The sequence below is a fragment of the Oscillibacter sp. UBA6647 genome, assembly GCA_002455655.1.
Classification (GTDB): Bacteria; Bacillota; Clostridia; order Oscillospirales; family Oscillospiraceae; genus Oscillibacter.
This window is the reverse complement of record DKLF01000034.1, coordinates 1-3,248: the sequence shown is the minus strand read 5'-3', so window position 1 is coordinate 3,248 and position 3,248 is coordinate 1. Positions and strand designations below refer to the sequence as shown.

Annotated in this window: 2 protein-coding genes; both read left to right on the top strand. The window is 43.4% G+C overall.

Going from position 1 to position 3,248, the window contains the following annotated elements:
- On the top strand, positions 1-1,259 hold a 1,259-nt coding region (locus B2W96_RS02920; RefSeq protein ID WP_293008391.1), incomplete at its 5' end, for an IS4 family transposase.
- A 725-nt stretch (positions 1,260-1,984) separates the two neighbouring features.
- Positions 1,985-3,169 carry a type I restriction enzyme HsdR N-terminal domain-containing protein gene (locus tag B2W96_RS02915; RefSeq protein ID WP_293008389.1) on the top strand — a complete coding sequence of 395 codons (1,185 nt, stop codon included), beginning with the start codon at positions 1,985-1,987 and terminating at the stop codon, positions 3,167-3,169.
- Positions 3,170-3,248 lie beyond the last annotated feature (79 nt).

Below are 3,248 nucleotides of genomic sequence, written 5' to 3'. Positions count from 1 at the left end.
ATTACGCAATCAGAACCGCCGTTGCACAGTGCGGAAAAAGCAGAAACTTTTCTCGCAAGAGTTCCCTCACACGGGAAACAATCATACGCCTTTTAGTTGGCGCGGAGGGCGGCTCTTTAGATAAGATTTTGCACACTGCCGGTATTAAAGTCACTGCGTCCGCTGTCAGTCAGCGCCGCGCCCAGATTAACCCCGCCGTGTTTCGTGCTGCCTTTACTTCCTTCAATTCCGATTGTACGGACAACGCATCCTTCCACGGCTACCGCGTTCTATCCGTGGACGGAACTACGGTCAATTTGCCCAGAAATCCAGCGTCCCCGTCATTCGTATGCAACGACGGTATCCCCAAGGGCGTAAATCAGCTTCATGCAACGCCGCTGTACGACATCCTCAGCCGAACCTTTACCGATATTGTTATCCAACCAGAATCGAAAAAGAACGAAATCGGGGCGTTGATTACAATGCTCCAGCGCAACGCCTTTGACCGAAAGACTCTTATTGTAGCTGACCGTGGCTTTGAGAGCTATAATCTTACAGCCCACCTTCTCGAAAAGCCCAACACAGACTTTCTTATTCGTGTAAAACAGAGCCATTCAGCCATGCGCGAGGTGGCGAAACTGCCCATGCTGGAACTGGATTGCGACATCTTATTTTCCATCTGCACTACACAAAAGAAAACGGACAAGGAAAATCAAAATTATGTGTTCCTGCAAGTCCCCAAAAAGTCGAAACCGGGTTCAACCACCAGACGCGGACGCTGGGATTTTGGAAACTATTACCCCATGCGCTTCCGAATCTGCCGTTTTCAGATTGACAGCGGCGAATTTGAAACCGTTGCCACATCGTTACCGCGATCATTTTCGTTGGAGGATATCAAGACCCTTTATCATCTGCGCTGGGGGATAGAAACCAGTTTCCGCGACCTCAAGTACACGCTAGGGCTAGTGAATCTACACGGCAAATCTGATTCGTTTGCGGAGCAGGAAATCTATTCAAGCTTGACCGCATTCAATTTTGCAAGCAGGGTTTGTCGCGAAGTTGTTGTTCGGCAACCGACAGAGGGCATTTACGCCTACAAGGTCAATTTCAAAATGGCGGTGGCACTTTGTAAGGAGTATATCCGAACGCCCAAGGCGGACAGCGACAAGCTGATGGAGAACATTGCTCGGTACACCGTCCCCATTAGACCGGGACGGCAAGACCAGCGCGACCTGCGTGTAAAAGGATTTCCCGGTTTTGTATATCGTGTAGCCGCGTAAAAAATGAGGGGGTGGGGTTATCAACCGACACCCCCTCGGCGCGTTTGTTTTTTGAAATCCCGTTTTTGACGGTCAAAACGAGTTATTTTCAAAAAATAAATATGTACCTTACCTTAACAGGCCGTCAAAAGCCCTTTGACAGAGAATGGCATTCATCAAATTTCAACTAGTCTTGGAAATCCAGCAAAAATCAGCCCATTTATCTACTGGGAGCGATAGCAACTGTTCCCCCCCAATATCAACTAGTCCCCACAGAGTATCAAAAATCGTACGTCTGCGTTTTTTTCGGCTGGGCATTTTCTTGCATTTTATTCCACAAATAAGCCGTTAAGCTACGAGAAATTAAAGATCTCAACTAGTCAGCTGAATGTCGGAAAAATCTTCCCTACATTCCACAAAGCGCAACATCCCCACGCGCTATTCAAAATTACACAGCAAATATCAACCAGTCTTTGTCACGCCTAAAAATCTAGATAAAGTACACGCAAATGGTAATACAGGCAGAAAATATAACAAGTCTATAAGATGTAGTAAAAATAGAGGCATAAACGTTTTATGGCAATCGTGCGTAGACCTATCATTTTGGGCAAAATGGTGGTATAATACAAGCTGATAGGACAAAGCAGTTAAATAAATCATCATTCTTCTTCATAGAGAAAGCAGGTGTTGCTACTATAGACTATTTAAATCAGGTATTACCTCCGCAGTATGAAAAGAATGGGAAATTGTGTTATCTTGATCCCATTCGCAAACGGCTGACATATGCTACTCCAGAAGAAACGATACGGCAAGAAACTGTTTTATATCTTCTCAATACTCTTCATGTACCAATTCAAATGATTAAATGTGAGGAACCACTCAGTCATTATGGAATTAAATCACAGGATCGTGCGGATATTATTATTCATAAACAAGGTCAGAATGGGATTATTCCCCTTGCTGTGATTGAGTGTAAGGCACCGGAAGTCTTTCTTGGCGGAAAGGAAACGGATCAGCTTGTGGGCTATGCGAACAAGCTTTATTGCGACTATTTATTGCTCACAAATGGCATGAACTCCTTCAGCTATTACTATTCAGAAAAAGAGAATCAGTATCTTAGAATAGAGGAAATTCCAACATACATTGAAATGCTAAACGGGCAATCTGAACTTTTAGAAATTCAGCAATGTCCGGAGAGAACTCCCTTCAAAGATTTGGAGGGTTTGGTTCTCCAAGGGAGAAAGAACGGCCCCTCTTCAGACATTGGGGATGACACACCAATTGTCTTAGCTGTTATGAGCCTGAATTTGCTGGACGCGCTACTGGATGAACGTATTAAACTTCCTGAGAGCCATGATTCCTTTTTTCGTCTAATAAAAGATTTAGGGGTACGGCTCTTGTCATATGGCAATGCTGGAGGGGGGTCCTTTTCTGGCCCGTATCGATCTTTTTTGATTGAGTATAATAGTTCAAATCAAATTGTTTCATTTGGTATATCAACATACTCGACAGATAACCATTTAAATGTTTCCAAAACGGTGTTAAATGTGGCAATCGATACAGACACATCTGCACATCATGCGCTTCAGCTTGTTATTGATGACAATGTCGTTTTGAGCGGAGATAAGTTTTCATTTTACCATCACGGAAAAATTGGAATTGGGCGCATAGGCAGTGGAAAAGTAGATGAATTGAGAATCTTGATGGAGCAATATTGTCCGCAACTTATTTGTGGAGACCAATTCTATTTTGGAACGCTGCAAAACAATAAGCTCTTTACTTTAGCTGATAGGCCGGTTTGTACATTGATAGAAAACCTTATCTCCTATGCTTTGATTCGAGACATATATAGGAATGAAGTTAGAATCAGAAGAAGCGCTGCTTCATCGTTTCATTCGATAAAAAAGCAGAAGCGCCAAAAGGCGAAATAGCAAGCAACTTGATAACTTTCCATTTGTCAAACGGCTGTACTCCTGACTTATCGGAATATAATTAATGTCCACTGAACAA